This window comes from Segatella copri, assembly GCF_026015625.1.
Lineage (GTDB): Bacteria > Bacteroidota > Bacteroidia > Bacteroidales > Bacteroidaceae > Prevotella > Prevotella copri_H.
Genome location: NZ_JAPDVG010000001.1, coordinates 1146914 through 1171172 on the forward strand (window position 1 = coordinate 1146914; position 24259 = coordinate 1171172).

Consider the following 24259-nt stretch of genomic DNA (forward strand, 5'->3'; position numbering starts at 1 on the left):
AAATGAAGAAAAATCAGATAGATATTATTACCCTGGGCTGCTCGAAGAACCTCGTTGACAGCGAGTTGCTGATGAAGCAGTTTGAGGCAAACGGCTACCATTGCGTTCACGATTCAAAGCGCCCTCAGGGCGAGATAGCCGTCATCAATACGTGCGGATTCATCGAGGATGCAAAGCAGGAAAGCATCGACACCATCCTGGAGTTTATCCAGGCTAAGGAAGAAGGCCGACTCAGAAAGCTCTACGTAATGGGCTGCCTCTCGCAGCGCTACCAGAAGGAACTGGAAGAAGAAATGCCCGAAGTGGATAAGTTCTACGGCAAATTCAACTACAAGCAGCTTCTGCAGGAACTCGGCAAGGCGGAAGTTTCATCCTGCAACGGCCAGCGTCATCTCACCACTCCGCGCCATTATGCCTACATCAAGATAGCTGAGGGCTGCAACCGCCACTGTGCCTACTGCGCCATTCCTATCATCACCGGCAAGCACGTTTCCCGTCCGAAGGAAGAGATTCTGCAGGAGGTGCGCGAACTGGTGGCAGAAGGCGTGAAGGAGTTTCAGATTATCGCTCAGGAACTCACCTACTACGGTGTAGATATTGACGGCAAGCATCATATTACCGAACTCATCAGCGAGATGGCTGACATTCCGGGCGTGAAATGGATTCGCCTGCATTACGCTTATCCAAACCAGTTCCCAATGGATCTTCTGGACGTGATGCGCGAGAAGCCAAACGTATGCAAATATCTCGACATTGCCCTCCAGCACATCAGCGACCACATGCTCACCAGCATGCACCGCCACGTAACGAAGCAGGAAACCATCAATCTGCTGAAGGCCATCCGCGAACGCGTGCCAGGCATTCACATCCGCACTACGCTGATGGTTGGTTTCCCAGGCGAGACAGATGAGGATTTCCACGAGCTCCTCGACTTTGTACGCGAACAGAGATTTGAGCGCATGGGCGCCTTTGCCTACTCTGAGGAAGAAGGAACCTACAGCGCCACCCACTACGAAGATAACGTGCCTGCCGAGGTAAAGCAGCGCCGACTGGACGAACTGATGATTCTGCAGCAAGACATCAGCTCTGAGATTGAGGCTGATAAGGTGGGCAAAACCATGACCGTTATCATCGACCGCAAGGAAGGCGATTACTACATCGGACGAACAGAGTTCTGCTCTCCGGAAGTAGACCCTGAGGTTCTGATCCGTGCCGATGAGAAGCGTCTGCGCGTGGGTTGTTTCTATCAGGTAGAAATTACTGCAAGCGAGGAATTTGACCTCTATGGCAAGGTGGTGAAATAATCATTCTCTCTCCCATAGCCTGGAGTTTTAGAAATTTTGACTACATATTAAATAAATATGAACAATAAGGAATACATCGCTGAACTGGCTCAGCAAACCGGCTATTCGCAGGAAGACACCCAGAAGTTGGTGCGCAAGGCGATAGACGCTATGATTGCCGAGTTTGAGGATGGAGAAGCTGTCTCTATCCCCAATTTTGGCACCTTCGAAGTGAAGAAGCGCATGGAGCGAGTGGTGGTTAATCCTACTACCAAGAAGCGCCAGCTGGTGCCGCCTAAGTTGGTGTTGGGTTTCCGACCGGTTGCTTCGGTCAAGGAAAAACTAAAGAATGGAGGGGATGAGCAATGAGCAAATTCAGTTTAAATACACTCGGAAAACTGCTTGCAGATAAAAGCGGGCTGAGCCAGGTGGAAGCAGAACTCTTCATCCGGAAGATGTTTGATGTGTGCAACCAGGGACTAGATGCCGACAAGCAGGTGAAGATAAAATGGCTGGGTACCTTTAAGGTACAGGCCACGAAAGACCGTGAAAGCATCAATGTGAACACGGGCGAGCGCTTCACCATTGAAGGTAGAGACAAACTCACCTTCACGCCTGACAACATCCTGAAAGAAATCGTGAACAAGCCATTCGCCCAATTTGAAACGGTGGTGGTAAATGACGGCGTAGATTTCGATGAAATAGATGAGAAGTTTGGAGAAGAACAGACAGAAGATGCTCCTGCACAAGTAATCGATTTTCTGGACGAAGAAAAAACTGCAACTCCAAATCCGGAGGTTGTCGTAATCGGATCTGAAAAGGAAAAGGAAAAAGAAGCCGAAGACGAACTGGCAAAGCAAATTGCTATTGAACAAGCTAAACTGGAAAGATTAAAACAAGCCCAACTGGAGCAGGAAAGAATACAGAAAGAAAAGCAAGAGCAGGAAAGACTGGAGCAGGAAAGGCTGGAACAGGAAAGACTTGAGCAGGAGAAACTTGAGCAAGAAAGACTGGAGCAGGAAAGACTGGAGCAGGAAAAACTGGAGCAGGAAAGACTGGAGCAAGAGAAGCTTGAATTAGCCCAGCAACAGCAAGCCCTGAAAGCAGTTGTTGAACCCGCAGTACCTGCATCAGATGAATCTGAAGAAGAAGAGGAGGAGGAGGAAGAAGAACCTTCCAATTCTCATCATATTGTTATTCCTCGCTATCTGGTCGTTGCAGTCTGTCTCATCGTAGTAGCTTTGATTGGCGGAATGGGATGGTTTGCCTTCAACTATGGTCAGATGACTGCCCAGCGCGATCATCTAGCCATGCAGCTAAACCAGTATCACCAGGCTCCAGCCAAGAAAGTCCCAGCCAAACCAGCTGCCGCCCCACTCTCTCAGGAACAGAAACTCCGCCAGAAAGCGATGGAAGACAGCATCCGTATGGCTAAAACTGCAGAAGCAGTAAAACTGGCTGAAAATTCGGATGAGGAAAGTGCTAGCGCTGAAAAAGCTAAGCAGACTGAAGCAAAAGCTAAGGCTGAAGCAAAAGAAAAGGCTAAAGATAAAGCCGAAGAAAAGGCTACTTCGAAAATAGCATCATCCCAGTATGATAAGGATGCTCGCGTACGCACGGGAGCTTACCGAATCATAGGAGTTGCCCAGACCGTTACGGTTGGCGCCGGTCAGACCCTCGAACAGATCAGCACCCGCTATTTAGGTTCGGGCATGGAATGCTACGTAGAAGCCCTGAATGGTACAAGCACCATAAAAGCCGGACAGAAAATCAAGATTCCGAAACTGGAATTGAAGAAGAAAAAGAAATAAAAATACAAACAAAAAAAACGCCCTGTAAGAGCAAATGTAATTTTGCACTTACAGGGCGACATTGTTTGATGTTACATTACTTGCCCAACACTTCATCAAGCAAAGTGTAGAAAGCAGGATCCTCGCCAACGATAGTCTTGATTATCTTACCATTAGCATCAATCACAATCTTTGTAGGGAAACCCTGAACAGCATAGTCGCTGAGAACCTTGCTGTCCTTCGGATTGTAAACATGAATCCATGGCAACTGGTGCTTCTCAACAGCAGCCTTCCACTTAGCCTCTGTATCATTACAATCTACACCAAGAATTTCAAACTTACCCTTGTACTTCTCGTAATACTCCTTCATCTTAGGCATTCCCTTGATGCACCATCCGCACCATGAACCCCAGAAATCGAGAACTACAATCTTACCGCGAAGGCTGGAAAGTTTGAAATCATTTCCCTTAATATCCTTCAGCGTAAAGTCAGGAGCCTCAACACCGGCAGCCTGCACCTTCTTAGCCTTCTCCTCAGCCTCAGCACGCTTCTTAGCCATATCAATCATTGGCTGGTAGAAAGCCTTCATTCTGCCGTTCTTCACATTCTCTGAGAGCAAGCCCAGCAGTTTCTCCATCTTGCTGACATCATCAAACTGCTCTAAGATAGTAGCACAAGCCTCATAATCAGGATGCTGTTTTACGAAATCGAAAATCTTATCGTCCTTTGCCTTTTGCAGGGCAGGAGCCTTCTGCTCATATTCTGCCATGACAGTCTGCTGGGTTTCACCATTCTTGATTCTCTGGTTCAGGGAAGCTTCGTAATCTCTCAACTCCTTATTAGCATTCTCCAGCAGAACATCTACTTCATGATACTGCTGATAGAACTTAGAACCCGAAATATCGAAGCGGGTCTTTGCATCGCCCTTAACTTCAGCCTTCTCGCCAGGAACACAAGGCAGGTTGAACATAAACTGACCTGCACCACGATAAGTTTCAGGTGAGAGGAAAACGTATCCGGCTGCCTTATCAAGGTTTGCAGAATAGGTAAACTTGCCATTCTTCACCAAAACCGTATCCATCTTAACATTTCTGCCCTTGTAAACAAGTACAGAATCGGAATTGAAATTCTTCAAATCCACCTTCAACTGGAAGTTGCTCTTCTGAGCCATCGCAACAGTTGATGCAAGCATCAACGCCGCAGATAAAATCGCTGTTTTCATTTTCTTTTATTATATTTATTCTGATTACACCTTATTATATATAGGGAACGAAGAACGCCTGGTTCGTCGTCATCCTTATTCTTCATACTCGGTAGTATCCTCAATACCCGCCTCGGCCAAAGCCTCCTTGCGCTCAACGCAGGTTCCGCATTTGCCACAATGCTTCTCTCCGCCCTTATAGCAGCTCCAGGTTTCAGCATAGTCAATGCCCAACTTCTTACCTATCTCAGCAATCTGCCCTTTGGTAATATTCGTATAAGGAGCCACTACGCGCACATCAACGAACGTTCCTGCTTCAGCAGCCTCATCTATCGCCTTGATAAACTCCGGACGGCAGTCTGGGTAAATCGTATGATCGCCACCATGGTTAGCGATGAAAACTTTCTTCAGATTATTACTCTCTGCAATGCCGATGGCAATGCTCAGCATGATTCCATTACGGAAAGGAACCACCGTACTCTTCATATTATCAGCAGCATAATGACCTTCAGGAATCGCATCAGCACCTTCAAGAAGAGAACTTTTGAAATACTGATGCATGAAACCCAAATCAATCGTAATATGCTTGATTCCCAAACGCTCACAATGCATCTTGGCAAAAGGTATTTCACGCTCGTTATGATTACTTCCATAGTTAAAACTAATGCCGAGTGCAATCTCGTCTTTCTTATCGTAGAGCAGCGTGATGCTATCCATGCCACCGCTCACAATGATTACTGAATCCTTCATTTTACTTTGAATTTTGAATTTTGAACTGTATGATTACTTTTTACTTCACCCGAACAGGCAGCGGAATGCTTCTTCCACCTTCCTTACGGGATGAATTTCTATCTTATATTTCTTATGGTCGAAACCATGATTGTTGTACTTCGGAATGATGATGTGCTGGAATCCGAGTTTCTCGGCCTCAGCAATACGCTGCTCGATACGGCTCACCGGACGGACTTCACCGCTCAGACCTACCTCGCCCGCCATACACCAACCTTGCTCGATAGGTGTGTCAACATTGCTGCTCAATACGGCTGCCAACACACTCAAGTCCATGGCAGGATCGGTTACTCTCAATCCTCCGGCAATATTCAGGAACACGTCCTTCTGCATCAGTTTGAACCCCACACGTTTCTCTAGAACCGCCAGGAGCATGTTCAAACGGCGCTGGTCAAAACCAGTTGCCGAACGCTGCGGAGTTCCATAGGCAGCTGTTGAAACCAAAGCCTGCGTCTCTACCAGGAACGGACGGACACCCTCGATGGCTGCGCTGATGGCAACACCCGAAAGCCCGTCATGATCTTCAGTAAGCAGCAACTCTGAAGGATTGCTCACCTGTCGGAGTCCACCTTGCATCATCTCATAGATTCCCAACTCTGAAGTACTTCCGAATCGGTTTTTGATGCTTCTCAAGATGCGGTACATGTAATGCTGGTCGCCCTCAAACTGAATCACCGTATCTACGATGTGCTCTAGAATCTTTGGTCCGGCAAGCGTTCCCTCCTTATTAATATGTCCTATCAGAATAACCGGAATGCCACTCGTCTTGGCAAATCGGAGCAGGGAGGCTGCACACTCGCGAACTTGGGAAACAGAACCCGGCGAACTGTCTACTTCTTCCGTAGCAATAGTTTGTATAGAATCTATAACTATCAACTGTGGAGCCACTTCCTGAATATGGCTGAAGATTTTCTCCAACTGCGTTTCGCAGAGAACCGTAATATGATCAAAGGCTCCTTCTGATGAAAGAGAAGCCGTTTTCTGTGTGTCCGCAGAAGAACCCTCTCTGAGCATCGCCTGTCCTTTAGCCAACCGGTCGGCACGGAGTTTAATCTGATGGGCACTTTCCTCTCCGCTCACATACAGGATGCGGCGGTCAGTCATGTTCAGAATGGTCTGCAAGGTGAGCGTACTCTTACCGATTCCCGGTTCACCGCCCAAGAGCGTGATGCTGCCAGGAACCATTCCGCCACCCAGCACACGGTTCAGCTCCTCGTCCCTCATATCGATGCGCGGTTCATCAATCGCAGAAATATCGCGAAGCTTCATCGGCGCAGCGTCATGCTCGCTGTGCTGCCCGCCAAACATCGTGGCAGCCCCACCATGACGCATGGTCATTCCGGCATTCTTCGCAGCCTGCGATCCGGAATCAGCAGCAATACGAATTTCCTTAAATGTATTCCATTGTCCGCAGCTAGGACATTTGCCCATCCATTTGGCACTTTCCTGTCCGCAATTGCTGCACACAAAAGCAATTTTATCTTTCGCCATTTTATCTCATTTATATGTAATAACGTTTTAACTGCGCACAAAGGTACTATTTATTATCGAAAAATCCAAAAAAAAAGTAATTTGTTAAGAATATATTTCATTTCTCTCCATTTTGTTTAACAAATCAGGCAGAAGGAAGCGCAATACACGAATTTTGCAAACCCGATATAGCAAACAGACGATTTCATCTACTAAAAATCATAAAAACCGCTACTATATTTTGCTGATTCAAATATAATTTGTATCTTTGCCTTCGGTTTTTGAAACCAGCAGAAAGGTTTAGAACAATAAATTAGTACATAAACTAAATAAAATTTAGGTAAAATGAAAATTGAAGATTTTAACTTTGCCGGTCACAAGGCAATCGTGCGCGTTGACTTCAACGTGCCATTGGATGAAAATGGTAATGTAACAGACGACACTCGTATCCGCGGTGCCCTTCCTACATTGAAGAAGGTACTTGCAGACGGCGGTGCGCTCATCATGATGAGCCACATGGGTAAGCCAAAGGGCAAGGTTAAACCAGAGCTTTCTCTCTCTCAGATTGTTAAGAACGTATCAGACGCTCTCGGCGTAGACGTTAAGTTCGCTAAGGACTGCGGTAACGCTGATGCTGAGGCAGCTGCCTTGAAGCCAGGTGAGGCTCTCTTGCTCGAGAACCTCCGCTTCTATCCAGAAGAGGAAGGCAAGCCAGTTGGCGTAGAGAAGGGTACTCCAGAATTCGATGCTGCAAAGGCTGAGATGAAGGAGCGTCAGAAGAAGTTCGCTGCCAAGTTGGCTTCTTACGCTGACGTATATGTAATGGACGCATTCGGTACAGCTCACCGCAAGCACGCTTCTACAGCTGTCATCGCTGATTCTTTCGACAAGGATCACAAGATGCTCGGCTTCTTGATGGAGAAGGAAGTTAAGGCTGTTGACGCAGTTCTCGGCAACATCAAGCGCCCATTCACAGCTATCATGGGTGGTTCTAAGGTTTCTACTAAGATCGGTATCATCGAGAACCTGTTGACTAAGGTTGACAACCTGATTCTCTGCGGTGGTATGACTTATACATTCTCTAAGGCTCTCGGCGGCAAGATCGGTATGTCTATCTGCGAGGATGACAAGCTTGACGTTGCTCTCGACGTAATCAAGAAGGCTAAGGAGAACGGTGTAAACCTCGTACTCGGCACAGACTCTATCTGCGGTGACGACTTCAAGAACGATTGCAATACTCAGGTTTGCCCATCTAACAACATCCCTGACGGTTGGGAGGGTATGGACGCAGGTCCTGAGACTCGCAAGGCTTTCGCAGCTGCCATCAAGGGTGCCAAGACTATCCTCTGGAACGGTCCTGCAGGTGTATTCGAGTTCGACAACTTCGCTGGTGGTTCTAAGGCTATTGCTGACGCAATCGCTGAGGCTACTAAGGAAGGTGCATTCTCACTCATCGGTGGTGGTGACTCTGTAGCTTGTATCAACAAGTTCGGTTTGGCTGATCAGGTATCTTACATCTCTACAGGTGGTGGTGCTCTCCTCGAGGCTATCGAGGGTAAGGTATTGCCAGGTGTAGCAGCTATCGAGAAGTAATCTCATGTCAAAAAGAAAGCCATTTGCAAAAAGGGCTTGATTTTTTACAAGAAAAAATAGGTTGGAGGGCATCCTATGTGATGTCCTCCAATTTTCAGTTTTAACTGAATCCCTAATAATCTACAGATTCTCTCTATAAACAGAACTGTATCTTTCAATTAAAACAAGCAACAGAAAACATAAATTCTAAAATTATTTGGTAAACTACAAGGAATATAATTTTCTGATTTTAAAACGAATACATGGATTGGATTGTTAATCTCTTCACCAATACCGAGTCGGTGGCTCACATCGCCCTACTCTACGCTATCGTGATAGCTATTGGTGTTTACCTCGGAAAGATAAAGATTGGCGGCATTTCGTTAGGCGTCACCTTCGTTCTCTTCGCAGGTATTTTGGCTGGCCACGTTGGCTTCACCGGTCCAAAGGAAATTCTCACATTCGTGCAAGACTTCGGCTTGATCCTCTTCGTCTTCATGATTGGTCTCCAGGTAGGACCTGGCTTCTTCGAGAGTTTCAAGAAAGGTGGTGTTACGCTCAACATGCTTTCGGCTAGCGCAATTCTGCTCAACATCCTCGTGATGTTTGGTTGCTATTATCTCTTCTTCGACACGAGCAACCCTAACAACCTGCCTATGATGGTAGGTACTCTCTATGGTGCGGTTACCAATACTCCGGGTCTTGGTGCTGCCAACGAGGCTTTGCTCAGCGTCTTCCCTAATGGCGCTCCAAGTATTGCCAACGGTTATGCTTGTGCTTATCCTCTTGGTGTAGTGGGCATTATTGGTGCTACTATCCTTATCAAGTACATCTGTAAGATTAATACTGCTGATGAGGAAGAACAGCTTAACGAAGAAGATGCTGCCAACCCACACGCTAAGGCCCACAACATGCACTTGCGCGTGGAAAATGCTTATATTACAGGCAGAACGCTGAGAGAAGTTTCAGAATTCTTGAACCGTGACATTGTATGTTCACGACTGCTCCACAATGGCGAGGTGAGCATTCCTAACAGCAAGACTAAGTTTGAGGTTGGAGATGAATTGCTCGTTGTATGTGCAGAGGCTGATGCTGAAGCCATCAAGGCTTTTATCGGACCAGAGGTTGAAGCTGAATGGGACCGCGAGAAGGATGAAGTACAGCACTTTGTTTCTCGCCGTATCATCGTTACCCGTCCGGAAATGAACGGTAAGACCTTGGGTAAGATGCACTTCTCCAGCGTATACGGCGTTAACGTAACCCGTATTTCCCGTCAGGGAATGGACATCTTTGCAGGCAGAAACCACCACTTCCACGTAGGTGATAAGATTCTGGTTGTAGGTCCTGAAGAGAATGTGAACCGTGTGGCTGAAATTATGGGTAACTCTGTAAAGCGCCTCGATGCGCCTAACATTGCTACTATCTTCGTAGGCATTATGGTAGGTATTATCTTCGGTTCTCTCCCATTTGCCATTCCGGGAATGCCGGTGCCTTTGAAGTTGGGTATTGCCGGAGGTCCGCTTATCATCGCCATCCTCATAGGCCGTTTCGGCTATCGCATGAAGCTGGTAACTTATACGACGACTTCGGCTAATATGATGCTACGAGAAATAGGACTTGTACTCTTCCTGGCGAGTGTGGGAATCAAGGCTGGTGCCGGATTCTGGGACACAGTAGTACAGGGTGACGGTTTGAAATATGTGGGATGCGGTTTCCTCATCACCGTTATTCCTATCCTCATCATCGGTACAATTGCCCGCCTGAAGTTTAAGTTCAACTACTTCACCATCATGGGTATGCTCGCCGGTACTTACACAGACCCTCCTGCATTGGCTTATGCAAATGCTTCTTGCTCTAAAGAGGCTCCAGCTGTAGGATACTCTACGGTTTATCCATTGAGCATGTTCCTCCGTATCTTTACAGCCCAGATAGTGGTGCTGTTCTTCTGCGGAGCGTAAGACTTACAAAAGTTAACAAAACAACTGGAAATAGTTATAAATTATAAAAGAGGTGCACAATGACTAAAAATTGTGCACCTTTTTTGTTGTCTTTTCAGAAATTCTTCGTACCTTTGAGCACAAGAAACAAACCTAATGAATCTTCTAGGAACAGCTATCGTTCCTATATGATGCAGATTTTTTCGAAATATGAAACAATAACCCTATAAACGTTAGTAAGCGTATGAAGAAATTGGGATTTCTGATAACCATGCTAGTCATCACGTCCTTGCCCGCTTGGAGTCAAGGAGCCAAAAGTATCCGTATTACGGAGGTGATGACCGACAACCGTACCAATCTTGTAGATGAGTACGGGCAGCACAAACCATGGGTGGAATTGAGCAATTCCTCCTTTACCACGTATAATGTGCGTGGTATGTTCCTAACCACCGACCGAAGGGTTCTCGACAAGAAAATGTCGCCTGAAGCTCGCCGACAGTTGATGTGTCCATTGCCTAACAATGAACCACGAACCACACTGGGAGGCAAGAAGAGCATCGTTATCTTCGACAGCAGTTCCTGGTACCAGAATGGCAGGAACGGACAACATTGGAAGGCAAAGAATTCTTCCAACTCGGGACCTTTTCATCTCAATCTTATTCTACAGGAAAAGATGTCCAACTGGATAGCACTCTATGACGGAAATGCCGTTGACCTGATAGATTCCGTAAGCGTGCCAGTGTTGGCTGCCGATGAGAGTTTTGAACTGAGTAAGGACTTCAAGACATGGGAGAAAGCCATTGCCGGATCAGTAACTCCAGGCTATCTGCCTCAAAACACAGGTTTGAGTAAAGCCCAGCAATTGAAGAAAAGCGACCCATACGGAATAGGAATCGCCGTACTTTCAATGGGAATCGTATTTGCCTGCCTTGCTCTCCTCTTCATCGTGTTCTGGGTTTTCGGAGCCTACATGAAACATAAACAGCGCATCGCCCGTGCTACTGAGAAGCACGCCACCTTATTATATAAGACAGGAAAGAAGACCATCGAGGTTACTCAAGGCCTCAGTCATAAGACCAACGTGATTCTGAAAGATGGTTTAGAAACCAAGGGTATTGATAAGGAGATTTACATGGCAGTCATCTCCCTTGCACTACAGGAATATCTGGAAGATGTTCATGATGTAGAACCAGGCATTATCACCATCAAGCCAAAACAGACCAGATGGAATGCTCCGAAATTCAACAACAACAATAACAACGTTAAAATATAGAAACTATGGCAAAGTACGAATATAAGGTTAAAGGCGTAGATTACGTCGTTGAAATACAGGATATTGAAGGCAATATCGCCAATGTAACCGTGAATGGAATTCCATTCGAAGTGGAAATGAAACAGCCGGTTAAGAGTAGTAAGCAGAAAGTGAAGTTAAGTGATGGACAAAACAACATTTCTGCCAGCTCTGTTGCAAGCGCAGGTTCTGCTGCAGGTTCCAGTTCTTCAGCAAGTTCTGATTCTGCTTCATCAAGCAAACAGGCAACTCCTGCTGCAGGCAAACCAGTTGTTGCCCCTCTGCCTGGCACTATCAACGAAATCAAGGTGAAAGTCGGTGACAAGGTGAACACAGGCGATACTGTTGTCGTTCTCGAAGCCATGAAGATGCAGAACAACATCGATGCAGAAACTTCGGGAACCATTACCAGCATCAACGTGAACAAGGGAGACGCAGTAATGGAAGGAGACACGCTTGTTACGATCGCGTAATAAGCTGTTTAGACAAAAAGCTAATGATTACTCTTCCAATCAAAAGACTAATCATAAAGTTCAATGTTCAACTTTCAAAGTTCAAAGTAAATCAATGTCTAACTTTCAAAGTTCAAAGTAAATTATGGATTTCATTATACAAAACTTCAATGAGTTTCTTACCTTTACGGGCTTTGCCAACGCCTCGGCAGGAAACCTCATCATGATTCTGGTGGGAGCACTCTTTATCTGGCTCGCCATCAAGAAAGATTTTGAGCCGCTGCTCCTGGTTCCTATCGGATTGGGAATCATTCTTGGCAATATTCCATTCCGTGCCGATGCAGGACTCGAAATAGGTTTATACGAAGACAACTCCGTTCTGAACATCTTCTACCAGGGAGTGAAACAGGGCTGGTACCCGCCACTCGTATTCCTGGGCATTGGAGCCATGACCGACTTCTCTGCGCTCATTTCCAACCCGAAGCTCATCCTGATTGGAGCCGCTGCCCAATTTGGAATCTTCGGCGCCTACATGATTGCACTGGCTCTGGGATTCGAACCTAACCAGGCAGCTGGCATTGCCATTATCGGAGGAGCAGACGGACCAACCGCCATCTTCCTGAGCAGCAAACTGAGTCCGAACCTCATGGGAGCCATTGCGGTTTGCGCCTACTCTTACATGGCACTGGTGCCTGTAATCCAGCCACCTTTGATGCGACTGCTTACAACCAAGAAAGAGCGCGTCATCAAGATGAAACCGGCACGTCAGGTTTCACAGACAGAAAAGATTCTCTTCCCTATCATCGGTCTGCTTCTCACCACCTTCATCGTTCCATCCGGTTTGCCATTATTAGGAATGCTGTTCTTCGGAAATCTTCTGAAAGAGAGTGGAAAGACAACCCGACTCGCCAAGACAGCAAGCAGCAGCTTGAATGATATTGTCGTTATCCTCCTCGGCCTGACCGTAGGCTGTTCTACCCAGGCTTCAGAGTTTCTGACATTAAACACCATCAAAATCTTTGCTCTCGGTGCTCTTGCTTTCATCATCGCATCGGCAAGCGGAATCTTATTCGTCAAGCTGATGAATCTCTTCTTGCCAAAAGGCAAGAAACTGAACCCACTTATCGGAAACGCCGGAGTGAGTGCCGTACCAATGAGTGCACGCATCTCCAACAACCTAGGTCTGGAATACGACCGCCACAACTTCCTTCTCATGCACGCCATGGGACCAAACGTTGCGGGAGTCATCGGTTCTGCCGTTGCAGCCGGAGCTTTGCTGGGATTCTTCAATTAAAAATTGAGCCACCAAGCTACCCCTCCAGGATAAGCACATAAAAAAGAATCGCCCTGAAAGGACAAAAGCATCTTACATCCAATGCTTTCCCTTTCAGGGCGACTTTTTTATTTCTTCTTTAGCTCTTAACCCGCATTCTCATTTTTCCTTCAAAGGAAATGATAACCTCAACCTGATAACTCAAACTGCTGTCAGGCATTGCCAGAACAGCAAGATAATGAATGCCAGATTCATCTATCTTATTGAATACGATGTCGCTCAATATAGACTGGTCCAAGAAAGAAGCAGGAACCTGCTTATCGAAATCCTTCTTATGAAAATCACGAGAGAACAGACAGTTGGCACCATGATAAACATGCAAGTTCACAATATTATCATAATAAACATTGTCTACCTCAACACCATCATCATTATAAGAACTCTTGTAGACCTTATAACTTGTTGGGTTAACCTGGACGTAGAGATGATATTTCTCATCGCCCCTTACAACCACCGTATCACGTTTAATCAGCGTATTCTGATTCAGCGCCACGGAAACATGGTTGTGGATGAACTGCTGCAAATAAGACTTATCTTCCGTCTTCACCAGCTTAACCACATCCCCATTCTGCACCTTAAACTGGAAAATATGCTCAGCCTGTTTTACAATCGGATATTTTGCAATATTAGCACCCTTCATTACAAGCGTATCGCCAGCAATGTAGAAGTAGACAGGCTGACTGGTAGAATCAGGATAATAAATCGTATCGCCTTTTACGCGGAACGCCACATCATCCTCATCGTCATCGTTCAGCCAAATGCCTTGCAACATCTTCTTAGCCGCAGTATCTTCCTTCACTTCCTGTTGCTTTTCGGCCTTATGCCCACAAGCAACAAGAGTCAAGATACAACTGAGCAGCCATAAATTAACTATCTTTTTCATGATGAGTTCTTTAAATAAATTAATCGGTAAAAGCTGATGCCAATTCTACTCGAAATAATCAGCCTCATCGAAAGACTTTGCTTTGGTTCTGTCTTTTTCTGACGTAAGCACCTCAACTCCTTCAATAGGCCATTTTATTCCGATAGTAGGATCATCCCAATGAATACTGGCTTCGTAATCAGGAGCATAAACATTATCTACTTTATAAGTAAAGATGGCTTCGTCACTCAGTACCAGGAAACCATGGGCAAAACCGCGAGGAATGAAAAACTGTCGTTTGTTCTCTCCACTCAGTTCTACCATTACATATTTACCGAAAGTCTTACTGCCCTTTCTCAAGTCAACAGCTACATCCAGCACGCGGCCTTTGATGACACGCACCAACTTAGCCTGCGAGAATTCACCTTTCTGATAATGCAAACCTCTGAGCACACCACGAGCCGACATCGATTCATTGTCTTGCACAAACTCCACATGCCCGCCAACGTGAGCATCAAAGTCAGCCTGCTTCCATGCTTCAAAGAAATAGCCGCGAGCATCTTCAAATACCCGAGGTTCTATCAGCCAGACTCCTTCAATTTCTGTCTCTGTATATTTCATTGATTTATACCTTATTTATTTTAGGCACAAAGGTAATACTTTTTCCCGAAACGACAAAACAAATTAGACTTTTTATGATTTCATCGAAAATTTTCTCTATTTTCTGTTGGTCATTTCCGAAAAAATCACTACCTTTGCAAACGTGAATAGACTAGAAAGACATATAGAGATCCTACTTTTGAGCAACGATTGCGTGATTGTCCCAGGATTTGGTGGCTTCATGGCTCATCATGTAGATGCGCGTTACGATGGCAGAGACAGCATGTTTTTGCCACCGCTGAGAACTATTGGCTTTAACCCACAGCTCCAGATGAACGATTCTCTCCTTGCACTTTCGTATGTTGAAGCATACGACATCAGCTATCCGGAAGCTTTGAACCGCATTGCTGATGAGGTGACAGAGATGCGTCAGACTCTGGAGAATTCAGGAAAATTCGAACTGAATGATATTGGCACCATCATATTGAACGAAGACGGAAATTATACCTTCGAACCATGCGAGGCGGGCATTCTTACCCCTGAGTTGTATGGTTTGGGCGGCTTAAACATGCTCCCACTCGCGCAGATTTCTGCAGAAGAGGTTCAGAAGGCTGAAAATTCTGCTGCTTCAATCATTGAAATGCCAGCAAAGACAGTAGAAAACAATCGTACAGAAAGCGAAGTCAAGAATCAGGATAGTAACCAGAAGATGGAGAGTGGGCTCTCTGTCAACAATTCTGTATTCGTTAACGAAGAAGAAGAATCAAATGCCGAATTCATCAGCATCAAGAAGAGCTGGTTGCGCAATATTGCAGCAGCCTGCATCGCTCTCATTGCATTCTTCACCTATTCTTCTCCATTGGGAACCCCAACCGTTCAGAAGAGCCAAATCGACACAGGTATGTTGAACCGCATCATGCCTAAGGAGATTAATAAGGTTGCGCAACCTCAAGAACTGGTACTTAGTACAGAATCACAGGCAGAAGAGAGCATTCCTGCCAAGTCTGTCAACATGACTCAGGACAACGAATTGCAAACAGTTTCTTCTTACTATAGCATCGTTTTGGCAAGTCGTGTTACCAAGCGCAATGCAGCCTGCTATGCTGAACTCCTCCAGAACAAGGGATTCAAGGAAGCTAGGGTGTTGATTACGGATAATAATGTGAAAGTTATATACGGAACATACTCTACCGAGGGCGAAGCTTATACTGCTCTCAACCGTTTACACAACTATGATGCATTTACTGACGGCTGGATTACGAAAGTGAAAGAATAGTTGATAGTTAAGAGCTTTTAGCTAGAACAAAGAGCAAGGAGTATCGGAAACTTCTACAACACATTATTATAATAAAGACAGAAAAGTAAGAAAAAGAATATGAAAAGAGTACGTTGTCCTAAATGCGATAATTTTATCACCTTCGATGAGACCAAGTATCAGGCAGGTCAGAGTCTCGTTTTCGTTTGCCCTAATTGCAATAAGCAGTTTGGTATCCGAATGGGAGTTTCCAAGCTCCGCGAAACCCGCAAGGAGGAAAAACTTGACGAGAATGCCAACGAGAAGGGATACGGTTCTATCGTTGTCATCGAGAACGTATTCGCTTACAAACAGGTCATCCCGCTGCAGTTAGGCGACAACATCATCGGCCGCTACATGAAGAACAGCGGAATCAACTGCCCTATCGAAACCGTAGACCCAAGCGTTGACATGAACCATTGCGTAATCAACGTTAGCCGCGACAAGAAAGGCAAGTTGAAGTATGTACTCCGCGATGGACCAAGTTATACAGGAACTTTCGTTGACAATGAGATTCTGGGCGACAGAGAACGCCGCGTTATCGAAGACGGAACCCTGTTCACCATTGGAGCAACTTCTATCATTCTCCGCACAGCAGACAGTGAAGAAGAAAACTAAGAAGTTTCGATTATCAAAATAAACACTTCAAAAGGAGCAATTAGATGTTGGTTTACATCCAATTGCTCCTTTTTCACTTAACGAAAACGTAAAAACACGCCATATTTCTAACTTTCTGAAAGAAATCTACTATATTTCGTAATCTTTTTGCTTTTATTTTCTTTAAATTAAAAGAAAATGTGTACCTTTGCATCGAAAAATAAGAAATAGAAATGAATTACGTTAGGTTATGGATGTAGCAATCGTAAAATATAATGCCGGAAATATCTATTCCGTAGTCAACGCCATGAAGCGTTTAGGCATCGAACCTGTACTTACAGATGATGCAGAAATGCTCCAGAAGGCAGACCGCGTTCTCTTCCCAGGACAAGGCCAGGCAAGAGAAGCAATGGAATATCTGAAGGCTCATCAGCTTGATCAAGTAATCAAGAACTTGAAGCAACCCGTCCTGGGCATTTGTGTAGGACAGCAACTCTTGTGCCGCCATTCGGAAGAAGGTGACGTAGATTGCATCGGAATCTTTGATGTAGATGTAAAGCGATTCCAGCCTCAGAAACACGAAGACAAGGTGCCTGCTATGGGCTGGAATGAAATCTATGATTTGAAGACTGACCTTTATAAGGGGTTCGGAAACAGAGTGGATTCTGACTCAGACAAGTCTACCGCTGATGCGCTGCTTCATCCCTACTCCTATTTCGTACATAGTTATTATGTGCCACTCTGCGAGGAGACCATTGCCAAGGCAGAATACATTCTTCCTTATAGCGCATCGCTCCACAAAGACAATTTCTATACCTGCCAGTTCCATCCGGAAAAGAGCGGAAAAGTGGGAGAACAGATTTTAAAGAACTTTTTAGAGATAAAATAAAAGAGGAAATACTAATATGATAGAATTAATTCCAGCTATCGACTTGATAAATGGCCAGTGTGTTCGTCTTACAAAAGGCGATTACGACCAGAAGAAGGTATACAATGACAATCCTGCCGAGGTTGCAAAACTGTTTGAGCAGATGGGCTTCAAACGCCTTCATGTAGTAGACCTCGATGGAGCCAAGTCAAAGCACATCGTAAATGATGCGGTGTTGAAGGCCATTACCACAGAAACCTCTCTCGTGGTTGATTTCGGTGGCGGAATCAAGACCGAAGAAGATATTGAGAAAGCTTTTGCTGCGGGAGCAAGCATGGTTACAGTGGGCAGTATTGCCGTCACCAATCCTGAACTCTTCATGCAATGGCTGGACAAGTATGGAGCCGACCGCCTGATTCTGGGAGCCGACGTAAGAAACGGTAAGATTTCTATCAACGGATGGAAAGAAGATTCTTCTGAAGATCTCCTTCCTTTCCTGAAAAAGTACATCGATAAAGGAGTACGCTATGTTCTCTGTACAGAAATCAGCAAAGACGGAACGCTGCAGGGACCTGCCATAGAACTCTACAAAGAAGTAATGGCTGCCTATCCTCAACTGCATCTTATCGCCTCAGGCGGAGTGAGTTGCAACGAAGACATCGAAGCATTGGAAACTGCAGGAATTCCTGCCGTAGTATTTGGAAAAGCTTTCTACGAAGGGAAAATCGATGTTAAGAAACTAGTTAATAGTTAAATAGTTGACAGTCAAAAAGTTTATAGTTAGGAGTTAAGTAATCATAAAGTTCAAAGTTCAATGGTCAAAGTTCAAAGTAACAAAGGATTAGCTAAACGAATCGTTCCTTGTCTTGATGTTAAGAACGGCGAGACGGTAAAGGGAACCAATTTCGTAAACCTTCGCAGCGCTGGTGACCCGGTAGAACTGGGAAAAGCTTATAGCGATGCTGGAGCCGATGAGCTCGTATTCCTCGATATTACAGCGAGTTTCGAAGAGCGCAAAACCTTTACGGATATGGTAACCCGTGTGGCTGCCGAAATCAATATCCCATTTACTGTGGGAGGTGGAATCAATGAACTCAAAGATGTTGACCGCCTGCTCAACGCCGGAGCTGACAAGGTTAGCATCAACAGTGCTGCCATCCGACATCCGGAGCTCATCGATGAAATTGCCAACCATTATGGCTCACAGGTTTGCGTATGCGCCATTGATGCACGTCTTGATTCTGACGGCTGGCACTGTTATGTAAAAGGCGGAAGAGAACGGGTGGAACTAGGATTGTTTGACTGGGCTAAGGAAGTAGCCGACCGGGGTGCCGGTGAAATTCTCTTTACCAGTATGGATCATGACGGTGTGAAACAGGGATTCGCAAACGAGGCCCTCGCCCGTCTTGCTGAAGAAGTAAGCATTCCTATCATCGCCTCAGGAGGTGCTGGAAAGATGGAGCATTTCCGCGATGCTTTCACCCAAGGCAAGGCAGATGCTGCACTGGCAGCCAGCGTGTTCCACTTTGGCGAGATTGCCATTCCTGACCTCAAGAAATATCTGAGAGAAGAAGGAATCAACGTGAGAATATAGAACACGGGGAATATAATAATGTAAGAAAATAAAAACAAGATAAAATGGAAATAGATTTCGAAAAATTAGGCGGACTGGTTCCTGCCATCATCCAAGACGCAGTTACAAAGAACGTCTTGATGCTTGGTTTCATGAACCAGGAAGCATACGATAAGACAATAGCAACCAAAAAGGTTACATTCTGGAGCCGTTCACGCAACTGCCTCTGGACAAAAGGTGAAACATCAGGCAACTTCCTGAATCTCGTTAGCATTCAGAACGACTGCGATAACGATACCTTGCTGGTTAAGGTTCACCCTGATGGTCCAACCTGCCACAAAGGTACAGACACCTGCTGGGCAGAAGAGAATACACTCAACCCAATCCTCTTCCTCTCAGAGCTTCAGGACTTCATCAACAAGCGCCACGAAGAAATGCCAGAGGGAAGCTACACTACCAGCCTCTTCAAGAAAGGCGTTAACAAAATGGCACAAAAGGTTGGAGAAGAAGCTGTTGAAACCATTATCGAAGCCACAAACGGCAACAACGAGAAACTCGTTTACGAGAGTTCAGACCTTCTCTATCACCTCATCGTACTGCTCACAAGCAAGGGCTTGAGAATAGAAGATGTTGTGAAAGAACTTCAGATGCGTCACGACCCGGAATGGGATAAGAAACGCCGCGTTGCCAAGAGCAAGGGCGAAATGAAATAACAAACCAACATTAAGGAGAAAAAAATAGAAGATGTTAATAGATTATCAGAACGTCAGCATATATCAGGCCGATAAGTGCGTGCTCCAGAACATCAATTTCCATATTGACGAAGGCGAATTCGCCTACCTTATTGGAAAAGTCGGCTCTGGTAAAAGTTCGCTATTAAAGACACTTTATTGCGAACTAGACCTTGTAGAAGGCGAAACCGAGAAGGCTGAAATCCTCGGCAGAGACCTCAAAACTATCAGACGAAAGGAGATTCCGGCTCTGCGCAAGGAATTGGGAATCATCTTTCAGGATTTCCAGCTGCTACACGACCGCACCGTTCGCAAGAACTTTGAATTCGTACTCAAGGCAACAGGCTGGAAAAACAAAAAAGACAGAGAAAAGCGTATCGAAGAGGTGCTCAACGAAGTAGGCATGATTGATAAAATCGACAAGATGCCTCATGAGCTCTCAGGTGGTGAACAGCAGCGTGTAGCCATCGCCCGCGCCATTCTCAATAATCCAAAAATCATCATCGCCGATGAGCCTACAGGCAATCTCGACCCAGAGACAGCCAGCAACATCGTGAGTCTGCTGAAAGACATCACCAAACAAGGCACAGCTGTTGTGATGACAACCCATAACATCCCGATGCTCGACAAATTCCCAGGCATCGTTTACCGCTGTAAGGAAGGTGTGCTCTACGACGTAACCAACGAGTACAACCACATCGACCTCACAGAGGATGGAGAAGATAATTAAGTGAAATAATTAAATAAAATTACGACTATGAAGGTAATGAAATTCGGAGGTACTTCTGTAGGCTCACCAGAGCGCATGAAGGGAGTAGCCTCTTTGGTTACAGAATCAGGTGAACCAACTTTCATCGTATTGTCTGCGATGAGCGGTACAACAAACTCTCTCGTTGAGATTTCTGACTATCTTTACAAGAAGAATCCAGAGGGCGCCAACGAGGTAATCAACAACTTGGAGAAAAAATACATGCAGCATGTAGAAGAACTCTACTCTACCGAGGAGATGAAAAATACGACTCGTGAGTTCTTGCAGGGCGAATTCAACTATCTCCGCTCATTCACCAAAGACCTCTTCACTTCTTTCGAGGAGAAGAGCATCGTGGCTCAGGGCGAGATGATGAGCACCAACATGGTTGTAAACTACTTGAAGGAACAGGGTGTAAAGGCCGTATTGCTCAGCGCATTAGACTTTATGCGCACTGACAAGAACGCAGAGCCGGATCCTCAGTACATCAAGGAGAAGTTGGCTGCTATCATGGAGCAGAACCAGGGCTATCAGATTTACATCACTCAGGGATTCATCTGCCGCAACGCATACGGCGAGGTTGACAATCTGCAGCGTGGCGGTAGCGACTACACCGCATCTCTTATCGGTGCAGCTCTCCCAGCTGACGAAATTCAGATCTGGACCGATATCGACGGAATGCACAACAACGACCCTCGTGTCGTAGAGCACACTGAAGCTGTCCGCCAGTTGAACTTCGAGGAGGCTGCAGAGTTGGCTTACTTCGGTGCCAAGATTCTCCACCCTACCTGTGTTCAGCCAGCAAAGTATGCAGGCATCCCTGTACGCTTGAAGAACACCATGGATCCTAAGGCCGACGGTACAATCATCGACAATGTCATCGTACGCGGCAAGATCAAGGCTGTTGCTGCCAAGGACAACATCACAGCCATCAAGATCAAGAGTAGCCGCATGTTGCTCGCTACAGGTTTCCTACGCAAGGTATTCGAAATCTTCGAGAGCTATCAGACTCCAATTGATATGATTGCCACTTCTGAGGTGGGTGTCAGCATGAGTATTGATAATGATTCTCATCTTAACGACATCGTAAACGAGCTGAAGAAATATGGTACAGTAACTGTAGATTCTGATATGTGCATCATCTGCGTTGTAGGTGATTTGGACTGGAGCAACGTTGGCTTCGAGACCATCGCTACCGATGCGATGAAGAACATTCCTGTACGCATGATTTCTTACGGTGGTTCTAACTACAACATCTCATTCCTCATCAGAGAGAAAGATAAGAAGCAGGCATTGCAGAACTTGAGCAACGTATTGTTCGAGAAGAAGTAATGCAAATGAAAACGAAGAGTGAAGAGTGAAGAATTCGTATGTAATGCTTCCTATCCACTCTTCGTTGGATATTCTGATTTAACTATAATAAGGTATTAATTTAAGATTAAGTGAAATGAAAGGTACATTTCCGATAGATAAGTTTCAGGAGATACAGACTCCGTTCTACTATTACGACACCAATGTGTTGCGCCAGACATTGAAAACCATCAATGAAGAGGCTGGCAAGCACGAGGGATTTGAAGTGCACTATGCCGTAAAGGCAAATGCCAACCCTAAGGTGCTCAATATCATCTGTCAGGCTGGTTTAGGAGCCGACTGTGTGAGCGGAGGAGAGATTCAGGCAGCCATCAAAGCCGGTTTCCCTGCCAGTAAGATTGTTTACGCTGGTGTAGGCAAAAGCGATTGGGAAATCAACCTCGGATTGGAGAAAGGCATCTTCTGCTTCAATGTAGAGAGTATTCCGGAGTTGGAAATCATCAACGAGCTGGCTGAAAAACAGAATAAGATTGCGCAGGTTTGTTTCCGCATCAATCCGGATGTCGGTGCCCATACGCACGCTAACATCACAACAGGTCTGGCAGAAAACAAGTTCGGAATTGCCATGCGCGACATGGAAGCCGTAATCGAAGAGGCTGCCAAGATGAAGAACATCCAGTTCCTCGGACTGCACTTCCACATCGGAAGCCAGATTCTCGATATGGGTGATTTCGAGGCACTCTGCAACCGTATCAACGAACTTCAGAACCAACTTGAAGCGCATCACATCGTTGTGAAGAACATCAATGTGGGCGGTGGATTGGGCATTGACTATAATCATCCAAACCGACAGCCAATCCCTAATTTCAAGGATTATTTCGATACATACGCAAAGAAACTGAAGTTGCGCGATGGTCAGAAGCTTCACTTCGAGTTGGGCCGCGCCGTAGTGGGTCAGATGGGTTCTCTCATCACCAAGACACTCTACATCAAGCAGGGCACAGCCAAGCAGTTTGCCATTGTGGATGCAGGAATGACCGACCTCATCCGTCCAGCACTCTATCAGGCTTACCATAAGATTGAGAACATCTCAAGCGATGAACCTGTAGAAACTTACGACGTAGTAGGTCCTATCTGCGAATCAAGCGATGTCTTCGGCAAGGCTGTCGACATCAACAAAGCCCATCGCGGCGACCTCATCGCCCTCCGCTCAGCCGGAGCCTATGGTGAGATCATGGCGAGCCAGTATAACTGTCGCCAGTTGCCAAAGGGGTATATTACAGAAGACTTTTAATATAGCTGAAAGTTAAAAGTTAAGAGTTTATAGGATTCTCCTTTCTCTAGCTTTCTATATTACGAGAAAAAGAATATGATGATCATTAGTACAACTACTATAATAGCAGGCGCAGTGGTGGTTTTATTGGCGGTTCTCGGATCGCTGATAAATCCATTTCTGCGCTCGTTGCGCTTTCAAAAGACAGAAACGGCAGAGAATCAACCTCCTGTCAGTATACTCATTACCGCACACGATAATCTTGCTGAATTGGAGAGGAATCTCCCTATGTTCCTGCGTCAGCAGTACGCTGCCGACTATCAGGTAATCGTAGTCTGCCAGAGTACAGATGGCGAGACGCAGGATTTTCTGAAGCGAACAGCAGCCGAGAACCCTCATCTGTATTATACTTATATTCCTGAGAGTTCACGCTACATGAGCCGCAAGAAATTGCAGATTACACTGGGTGTGAAGGCAGCCAAACATGAATGGATTATTCTGACAGAACCTAATTGCCGCCCAAGCAACGACAAGTGGCTGCAAACCATGGTCCGTCAATGCCAGGACCCAAACCATCTGGTATTGGGATATGTAGCCCTTGATGAGGAAACCAAGAGCGTACGCCGTTTCGACAGCATCCGCAAGGCTTACTATGTTTTGCGCCGTGCCCAACAGACCTACGGCTATCGCAGTCACATGCCAAACGTAGCGTTCCGCAAGAGCGATTTCATGAAGGAACAGGGCTATCAGGGCAACCTGGAATATGTTCGCGGCGAATACGATTTTCTCGTCAACAAGTATGCACATTGTGGAGATACAGCTACAGAACTGGATTGCGATGCATGGCTCATCCGCGAAGCACCATCGAACAAGAGCTGGCACAATGCCCACCTCTATCTGCAAGCTTCACGCAAGAGTTTGGAAAGAGCCGGTTCCATGCGAACCCTCATGTTCTTTGACCATCTCATGCCACATCTCAGCCTGATAGCAACACTGGCCGTTGCAGCCTACTCTATCCTCATGAAGAATTGGATTCTTACAGGATGCGCAGGTTTCAGTTTCCTCCTGCTGTTCATCGTGAGAATGCTGATAGCCAACAAGGCCATCAAACACTTTGATGACGGAATAGCGATGTTCAAACTGCCATTCTTCGAATATGGAATTATCTGGAGAAATCTGGCTACCAAATTGCGCTATTGGCGGGCTGACAAAAACGATTTCACTTCTCATAAACTCTAAACAGGGTAAAAAGGAAGTAACAGTCTATCTGAATAATAACAGTTA

General features: G+C 45.7%; 23 protein-coding genes. 18 read left to right on the plus strand and 5 right to left on the minus strand.

Going from position 1 to position 24259, the window contains the following annotated elements; all coding sequences use genetic code 11:
- Positions 1–2 precede the first annotated feature (2 nt).
- The 3 genes from rimO to ONT19_RS05220 are packed head-to-tail and all read left to right on the plus strand — an operon-like array spanning position 3 to position 3094.
- The gene (gene rimO / locus ONT19_RS05210) at positions 3–1304 is read left to right on the plus strand and encodes a 30S ribosomal protein S12 methylthiotransferase RimO (protein ID WP_022121781.1); all 1302 of its coding nucleotides are present in this window, start codon (positions 3–5) and stop codon (positions 1302–1304) included.
- 57 nt (positions 1305–1361) lie between these two features.
- Positions 1362–1652: an HU family DNA-binding protein gene (locus ONT19_RS05215; RefSeq protein ID WP_006846479.1), complete on the plus strand. Its 291-nt coding sequence runs from the start codon at positions 1362–1364 to the stop codon at positions 1650–1652.
- Entirely contained in the window at positions 1649–3094 is a 1446-nt protein-coding gene (locus ONT19_RS05220) for an HU family DNA-binding protein (RefSeq protein WP_264953002.1), read from the plus strand. The genes ONT19_RS05215 and ONT19_RS05220 overlap by 4 nt, the downstream gene beginning before the upstream one ends.
- A gap of 76 nt (positions 3095–3170) precedes the next feature.
- Here the strand turns inward: ONT19_RS05220 and ONT19_RS05225 are convergent, their stop codons facing one another.
- The 3 genes from ONT19_RS05225 to radA all read right to left on the minus strand — a co-directional run bounded on the left by ONT19_RS05225 (position 3171) and on the right by radA (position 6554).
- Positions 3171–4295, minus strand: a complete 1125-nt coding sequence (locus ONT19_RS05225; protein ID WP_264953001.1) for a redoxin domain-containing protein — start codon at positions 4293–4295, stop codon at positions 3171–3173.
- A 75-nt stretch (positions 4296–4370) separates the two neighbouring features.
- Positions 4371–5024, minus strand: coding sequence for a 7-cyano-7-deazaguanine synthase QueC (gene queC / locus ONT19_RS05230; RefSeq protein WP_022121784.1), 654 nt, complete (start codon positions 5022–5024; stop codon positions 4371–4373).
- Positions 5025–5069: 45 nt separating this feature from the next.
- Complete coding sequence (gene radA, locus ONT19_RS05235) at positions 5070–6554, minus strand: DNA repair protein RadA (RefSeq protein WP_118080753.1); 1485 nt, start codon at positions 6552–6554, stop codon at positions 5070–5072.
- A gap of 324 nt (positions 6555–6878) precedes the next feature.
- On the opposite strand from radA, the gene ONT19_RS05240 reads away from it, so the two are divergent.
- From ONT19_RS05240 to ONT19_RS05260, 5 genes are all read left to right on the plus strand, one after another.
- Positions 6879–8126 (plus strand): phosphoglycerate kinase, encoded by a 1248-nt coding sequence (locus ONT19_RS05240; protein WP_022121786.1) that lies wholly within the window; start codon positions 6879–6881, stop codon positions 8124–8126.
- Positions 8127–8368: 242 nt separating this feature from the next.
- Positions 8369–10063, plus strand: coding sequence for a putative transporter (locus ONT19_RS05245; protein ID WP_117693730.1), 1695 nt, complete (start codon positions 8369–8371; stop codon positions 10061–10063).
- 223 nt (positions 10064–10286) lie between these two features.
- Positions 10287–11315 (plus strand): OadG family protein, encoded by a 1029-nt coding sequence (locus tag ONT19_RS05250; protein ID WP_264953000.1) that lies wholly within the window; start codon positions 10287–10289, stop codon positions 11313–11315.
- Between the two features lie 5 nt (positions 11316–11320).
- Positions 11321–11806 (plus strand): biotin/lipoyl-containing protein, encoded by a 486-nt coding sequence (locus tag ONT19_RS05255; protein ID WP_153084424.1) that lies wholly within the window; start codon positions 11321–11323, stop codon positions 11804–11806.
- Between the two features lie 124 nt (positions 11807–11930).
- Positions 11931–13079 (plus strand): sodium ion-translocating decarboxylase subunit beta, encoded by a 1149-nt coding sequence (locus tag ONT19_RS05260; RefSeq protein WP_022121790.1) that lies wholly within the window; start codon positions 11931–11933, stop codon positions 13077–13079.
- A 118-nt stretch (positions 13080–13197) separates the two neighbouring features.
- Here the strand turns inward: ONT19_RS05260 and ONT19_RS05265 are convergent, their stop codons facing one another.
- A complete protein-coding gene (locus ONT19_RS05265) occupies positions 13198–14001 on the minus strand; it encodes a DUF4738 domain-containing protein (RefSeq protein WP_234564502.1) in 804 nt (267 codons plus the stop codon).
- Between the two features lie 45 nt (positions 14002–14046).
- Positions 14047–14601, minus strand: a complete 555-nt coding sequence (rfbC, locus tag ONT19_RS05270) for a dTDP-4-dehydrorhamnose 3,5-epimerase (RefSeq protein WP_264952999.1) — start codon at positions 14599–14601, stop codon at positions 14047–14049.
- Between the two features lie 106 nt (positions 14602–14707).
- Between rfbC and ONT19_RS05275 the strand changes: the two genes are divergently transcribed.
- The 10 genes from ONT19_RS05275 (at position 14708) to ONT19_RS05320 (ending at position 24214) form a co-directional block, all read left to right on the plus strand.
- Entirely contained in the window at positions 14708–15856 is a 1149-nt protein-coding gene (locus ONT19_RS05275; RefSeq protein ID WP_264952998.1) for an SPOR domain-containing protein, read from the plus strand.
- Positions 15857–15955: 99 nt separating this feature from the next.
- On the plus strand, positions 15956–16492 hold the full coding sequence (locus tag ONT19_RS05280; protein ID WP_006846465.1) for an FHA domain-containing protein: 537 nt from the start codon (positions 15956–15958) through the stop codon (positions 16490–16492).
- A 229-nt stretch (positions 16493–16721) separates the two neighbouring features.
- Positions 16722–17360 carry an imidazole glycerol phosphate synthase subunit HisH gene (hisH, locus tag ONT19_RS05285; RefSeq protein ID WP_264952997.1) on the plus strand — a complete coding sequence of 213 codons (639 nt, stop codon included), beginning with the start codon at positions 16722–16724 and terminating at the stop codon, positions 17358–17360.
- Between the two features lie 16 nt (positions 17361–17376).
- On the plus strand, positions 17377–18093 hold the full coding sequence (gene hisA / locus ONT19_RS05290) for a 1-(5-phosphoribosyl)-5-[(5-phosphoribosylamino)methylideneamino]imidazole-4-carboxamide isomerase (RefSeq protein ID WP_264952996.1): 717 nt from the start codon (positions 17377–17379) through the stop codon (positions 18091–18093).
- A 60-nt stretch (positions 18094–18153) separates the two neighbouring features.
- Complete coding sequence (gene hisF, locus ONT19_RS05295) at positions 18154–18933, plus strand: imidazole glycerol phosphate synthase subunit HisF (RefSeq protein WP_118140298.1); 780 nt, start codon at positions 18154–18156, stop codon at positions 18931–18933.
- 44 nt (positions 18934–18977) lie between these two features.
- Positions 18978–19625 (plus strand): bifunctional phosphoribosyl-AMP cyclohydrolase/phosphoribosyl-ATP diphosphatase HisIE, encoded by a 648-nt coding sequence (gene hisIE / locus ONT19_RS05300; protein WP_117728361.1) that lies wholly within the window; start codon positions 18978–18980, stop codon positions 19623–19625.
- Between the two features lie 31 nt (positions 19626–19656).
- The gene (locus ONT19_RS05305; RefSeq protein WP_022121797.1) at positions 19657–20373 is read left to right on the plus strand and encodes a cell division ATP-binding protein FtsE; all 717 of its coding nucleotides are present in this window, start codon (positions 19657–19659) and stop codon (positions 20371–20373) included.
- Positions 20374–20400: 27 nt separating this feature from the next.
- The gene (locus ONT19_RS05310) at positions 20401–21723 is read left to right on the plus strand and encodes an aspartate kinase (RefSeq protein ID WP_117586361.1); all 1323 of its coding nucleotides are present in this window, start codon (positions 20401–20403) and stop codon (positions 21721–21723) included.
- 115 nt (positions 21724–21838) lie between these two features.
- Positions 21839–22996, plus strand: coding sequence for a diaminopimelate decarboxylase (gene lysA / locus ONT19_RS05315; RefSeq protein WP_006846457.1), 1158 nt, complete (start codon positions 21839–21841; stop codon positions 22994–22996).
- A gap of 75 nt (positions 22997–23071) precedes the next feature.
- On the plus strand, positions 23072–24214 hold the full coding sequence (locus ONT19_RS05320; RefSeq protein WP_217756359.1) for a glycosyltransferase family 2 protein: 1143 nt from the start codon (positions 23072–23074) through the stop codon (positions 24212–24214).
- The last annotated feature ends 45 nt before the right edge of the window (positions 24215–24259 follow it).

Coding starts and splice junctions, on each gene's coding strand:
- rimO (WP_022121781.1), top strand. CDS start 3: ATGAAGAAAAATCAGATAGATATTATTACCCTGGGCTGCTCGAAGAAC.
- ONT19_RS05215 (WP_006846479.1), top strand. CDS start 1,362: ATGAACAATAAGGAATACATCGCTGAACTGGCTCAGCAAACCGGCTAT.
- ONT19_RS05220 (WP_264953002.1), top strand. CDS start 1,649: ATGAGCAAATTCAGTTTAAATACACTCGGAAAACTGCTTGCAGATAAA.
- ONT19_RS05225 (WP_264953001.1), bottom strand. CDS start 4,295: ATGAAAACAGCGATTTTATCTGCGGCGTTGATGCTTGCATCAACTGTT.
- queC (WP_022121784.1), bottom strand. CDS start 5,024: ATGAAGGATTCAGTAATCATTGTGAGCGGTGGCATGGATAGCATCACG.
- radA (WP_118080753.1), bottom strand. CDS start 6,554: ATGGCGAAAGATAAAATTGCTTTTGTGTGCAGCAATTGCGGACAGGAA.
- ONT19_RS05240 (WP_022121786.1), top strand. CDS start 6,879: ATGAAAATTGAAGATTTTAACTTTGCCGGTCACAAGGCAATCGTGCGC.
- ONT19_RS05245 (WP_117693730.1), top strand. CDS start 8,369: ATGGATTGGATTGTTAATCTCTTCACCAATACCGAGTCGGTGGCTCAC.
- ONT19_RS05250 (WP_264953000.1), top strand. CDS start 10,287: ATGAAGAAATTGGGATTTCTGATAACCATGCTAGTCATCACGTCCTTG.
- ONT19_RS05255 (WP_153084424.1), top strand. CDS start 11,321: ATGGCAAAGTACGAATATAAGGTTAAAGGCGTAGATTACGTCGTTGAA.
- ONT19_RS05260 (WP_022121790.1), top strand. CDS start 11,931: ATGGATTTCATTATACAAAACTTCAATGAGTTTCTTACCTTTACGGGC.
- ONT19_RS05265 (WP_234564502.1), bottom strand. CDS start 14,001: ATGAAAAAGATAGTTAATTTATGGCTGCTCAGTTGTATCTTGACTCTT.
- rfbC (WP_264952999.1), bottom strand. CDS start 14,601: ATGAAATATACAGAGACAGAAATTGAAGGAGTCTGGCTGATAGAACCT.
- ONT19_RS05280 (WP_006846465.1), top strand. CDS start 15,956: ATGAAAAGAGTACGTTGTCCTAAATGCGATAATTTTATCACCTTCGAT.
- hisH (WP_264952997.1), top strand. CDS start 16,722: ATGGATGTAGCAATCGTAAAATATAATGCCGGAAATATCTATTCCGTA.
- hisA (WP_264952996.1), top strand. CDS start 17,377: ATGATAGAATTAATTCCAGCTATCGACTTGATAAATGGCCAGTGTGTT.
- hisF (WP_118140298.1), top strand. CDS start 18,154: ATGGTCAAAGTTCAAAGTAACAAAGGATTAGCTAAACGAATCGTTCCT.
- hisIE (WP_117728361.1), top strand. CDS start 18,978: ATGGAAATAGATTTCGAAAAATTAGGCGGACTGGTTCCTGCCATCATC.
- ONT19_RS05305 (WP_022121797.1), top strand. CDS start 19,657: ATGTTAATAGATTATCAGAACGTCAGCATATATCAGGCCGATAAGTGC.
- ONT19_RS05310 (WP_117586361.1), top strand. CDS start 20,401: ATGAAGGTAATGAAATTCGGAGGTACTTCTGTAGGCTCACCAGAGCGC.
- lysA (WP_006846457.1), top strand. CDS start 21,839: ATGAAAGGTACATTTCCGATAGATAAGTTTCAGGAGATACAGACTCCG.
- ONT19_RS05320 (WP_217756359.1), top strand. CDS start 23,072: ATGATGATCATTAGTACAACTACTATAATAGCAGGCGCAGTGGTGGTT.